The following is a 513-nucleotide window of genomic DNA, read 5'->3' on the forward strand; positions in this document are numbered from 1 at the left end:
CCCTTGACTATCTATCTACCAGTAGATAATATTCAGCACATGGAAGCCGCTGCTCCGCCCCAGCAAGAAAGCTGAAGCAGGAAAGAGGATCCAGCGCAGCACCCGGGGACTCCCCGTTTTTTTTGGCTAGCTTATCTATCTACTGGTAGATAACGACGAGAAAAGCAAAGGGTTCCAAAGCGTACCGATTCGATTCCGCCCAAGCGCGGATCCTCAAATGCAAATGGAGAACATCATGACCTCGAACCTCTTCGCCAAGACCCTGATCACCGCCGCCGCCCTTGCCGCCGCGTTCGTTGCCGGTACCGCCCAGGCTTCGGGCCCGAAGGACAGCACGTTCTCGGGTGACAAGTACGGCTACGTGTTCCGCACCACCACGCCCGACGCCTTTACCGACGGCGCGCGCAGCGGCAAGTTCGACCCGTTCACCGAAGGGGCTCGCGTTGGCAAGGCCGACCCGTACACGGACGGTGCCCGCATCGTAGCCGGCCTGGACCGCACTGGTGTGTCGGC

General features: G+C 60.0%; 1 pseudogene. It reads left to right on the forward strand.

What is annotated here, in order from left to right:
- Positions 1-235: 235 nt before the first annotated feature.
- Positions 236-513: pseudogene (locus AC1RWI_RS38095) on the forward strand (copper resistance protein CopQ); the annotation flags it as partial.

This window comes from Cupriavidus sp. MPR-AND1C (assembly GCF_058809705.1).